This window comes from Mesorhizobium sp. M4A.F.Ca.ET.050.02.1.1 (genome assembly GCF_003997725.1).
GTDB lineage: Bacteria > Pseudomonadota > Alphaproteobacteria > Rhizobiales > Rhizobiaceae > Mesorhizobium.
This window is the reverse complement of sequence record NZ_RZSG01000804.1, coordinates 1-2,644: the sequence shown is the minus strand read 5'-3', so window position 1 is coordinate 2,644 and position 2,644 is coordinate 1. Positions and strand designations below refer to the sequence as shown.

Genomic DNA, 2,644 nt, shown 5'->3' with positions numbered 1-2,644 from the left:
CGCCTATTCGTGCCATCAGATGCCTTTTGCCAGTTTCGCCACCACGTCACGCACAGATGTGCCCTCGGCGCGGGCGGCGAAGGTCAGCGCCATGCGATGTTGCAGCACCGGCTCGGCGAGCGCCCTGATATCGTCGACCGACGGCGCAAGACGTCCATCATAGAGCGCGCGGGCTCGGGCGCAAAGCGTCAGCGCCTGGCTGGCGCGCGGCCCGGGACCCCAGGCGACTAGCTTGTCGGTCTCGGCGTGGCCCTGGCCGGGGCGGGCCGAACGCACCAGCTTGAGGATCGCCTCGACCACGCTTTCCGGCACCGGCATGCGGCGGATCAGCGTCTGGATCTCCTTGAGCCGCGCCGGCTGCAGCACATTCTCGGCCTTGGCGTCCTCGACGCCAGTGGTTTCGAGCAGGATGCGGCGCTCGGCCTCGATTTCCGGATAGAGGATGTCGACCTGCATCAGGAAGCGGTCCAGCTGTGCCTCGGGCAGGGGATAGGTGCCTTCCTGCTCAAGCGGGTTCTGCGTCGCCAGCACGTGGAAGGGCGAGGGAAGGTCGTGACGCACGCCAGCGATGGTGACGTGGTATTCCTGCATTGCCTGCAGCAGCGCCGACTGGGTCCGCGGCGAGGCGCGGTTGATCTCGTCGGCCATCAGCAGCTGGGCGAAGATCGGGCCGGAGATGAAGCGGAAGGAGCGCTTGCCGAACTCGTCCTGCTCCATCACCTCGGAGCCGAGGATGTCGGAAGGCATCAGGTCGGGGGTGAACTGGACGCGGCGGGAATCGAGGCCGAGCACGACGCCCAAGGTCTCGACCAGCTTGGTCTTGGCGAGGCCAGGCACGCCGACCAGCAGCGCATGACCGCCAGCGAGCAGCGCCACCAGCGTGCGCTCGACGACCGCATCCTGGCCGAAGATGACGCGGCCGACGCCGTTGCGGACTTTCGAGATGTCCGCCAGCGCCTTCTCGGCCTCGGCGATCATGTCCTTTTCGCTGATCGGGCTTTCCTTGATCATCACGCTCATGCCGTTTCGATCCTTGTGCTGGAAATACCGGCTTGCACTGTCTGTGCCGCAGAATGCCGCGATTCGGCCTCGCCTGGCGCCTGCATTTGAACTTAAATCACAGAGTTAGGCTGACAAGCGGAACAACAGTGACTATTTCGTGACCATGACGGAGCTCACAGAACATCGTGAACAGAGCCTCACCAGCGCCACCGAGGCGCGCGGGTTGGAGGCGCTGATCTCGCGCTCGACCCGCGCCGGCAAGGGGCCGGCGCCGGTGGAGCGCTGGAATCCGGACTTCTGCGGCGACCTCGACATGGAGATCAGGGCCGACGGCACCTGGTTCTATCTGGGCACGCCGATCGGGCGCATGCCGCTGGTGCAGCTTTTCTCCACCGTGCTGCGCAAGGACGCGGACGGTAAGACCTATCTGGTGACCCCGGTGGAGAGGGTGGGGATACGCGTCGTCGACGCCCCCTTCGTCGCCGTCGAGATGGATGTGTCCGGCGCCGGCGACGACCAGGTCATCACCTTCCGCACCAATGTCGGCGATGTCGTCGAGGCCGGGCCGGGCCACGCCCTGCGCTTCGTCGACGAGGAGGCGACCGGCGGCCTGAAACCCTATGTGCTGGTGCGCGGCCGGCTGGAGGCGCTGGTGGCGCGGCCGGTGATGTACGAACTGGTCGAGCATGGCGAGGAGATCGACATCGACGGCAGGACGATGTTTGCCGTGCGCTCCAGGGGCGAGGTCTATCCGATCATGCCCGCCGAGAAGCTGAAACGGCTCAGCGCGTGATGGACCAGGTGACGCCGCCGCCGTTCTCGACCTTGGATTTTCGCCAGCGCGTCGCCGCTCAGGCAGACGCACATGCCGGCGACGACTATGGCGATCATCGCTTCAATCCAGGCCATCCTAGGCTGAAGCACGCAAAGCCACTGCGCGATGCCGCCGTGCTGATCCCGGTCGTCGATCACGGCGCCGAGGCGACGATGCTTCTGACCAAGCGGGCGGAGAAGCTGCGCAGCCATTCCGGCCAGGTGGCCTTTCCAGGCGGAACGATCGATCCAACCGATCCCAATCCGGAAGCGGCCGCATTGCGCGAGACGTTCGAGGAGATCGGCCTCGAGCGCGATCATGTCGAGATCATCGGCCGCATGCCTGACTATGTTTCCGGCAGCGGCTACCGCATCGCGCCGGTGTTGGCGGTGGTTCGGCCAGGCTTCTCCTTGGCGCTCAATGCCGACGAGGTCGACGCCGCTTTCGAAGTGCCGCTGCGATTCCTGATGGACCCGGCCAACCACGCCAGGGACAGCCGCATGTGGGACGACCTCGAATGGTTCTTCTATGACATGCCCTATGGCGGCCAGCGCATCTGGGGCGTCACCGCCGGCATCATCCGCACCCTCTATGAAAGGCTCTATGCTTGAGTGCTCCGGTATCGCTCGCGGGCAGGGCCGACTGGCTCAATGAAAAGCACCTGCAACGTCTGCTGGCCGCCCTGGCGGAAGGCGGTGAGCAGGCGCGCGTCGCCGGCGGCGCCGTTCGCAACACGCTGCTTGGCCAGCCGGTCGCCGACATCGATATCGCCGCGACAACGCTGCCCGAGGAGACCATCCGCCGGGCCGAGGCGGCCGGCTTCAAGAC

At 66.0% G+C, this 2,644-nt stretch carries 3 protein-coding genes and 1 pseudogene; 3 read left to right on the top strand and 1 reads right to left on the bottom strand.

Going from position 1 to position 2,644, the window contains the following annotated elements:
- Nucleotides 1–15: 15 nt before the first annotated feature.
- Complete coding sequence (locus tag EOA33_RS31405) at nt 16–1,020, bottom strand: MoxR family ATPase (RefSeq protein ID WP_126058656.1); 1,005 nt, start codon at nt 1,018–1,020, stop codon at nt 16–18.
- Nucleotides 1,021–1,165: 145 nt separating this feature from the next.
- Between EOA33_RS31405 and EOA33_RS31400 the strand changes: the two genes are divergently transcribed.
- From EOA33_RS31400 to EOA33_RS31390, 3 genes and pseudogenes are all read left to right on the top strand, one after another.
- On the top strand, nt 1,166–1,795 hold the full coding sequence (locus EOA33_RS31400) for a DUF1285 domain-containing protein (protein ID WP_126058657.1): 630 nt from the start codon (nt 1,166–1,168) through the stop codon (nt 1,793–1,795).
- Nucleotides 1,795–2,427, top strand: a complete 633-nt coding sequence (locus tag EOA33_RS31395; protein ID WP_127407393.1) for a CoA pyrophosphatase — start codon at nt 1,795–1,797, stop codon at nt 2,425–2,427. The genes EOA33_RS31400 and EOA33_RS31395 overlap by 1 nt, the downstream gene beginning before the upstream one ends.
- Nucleotides 2,424–2,644: pseudogene (locus EOA33_RS31390) on the top strand (CCA tRNA nucleotidyltransferase); the annotation flags it as partial. The gene EOA33_RS31395 and the pseudogene EOA33_RS31390, both read left to right, overlap by 4 nt.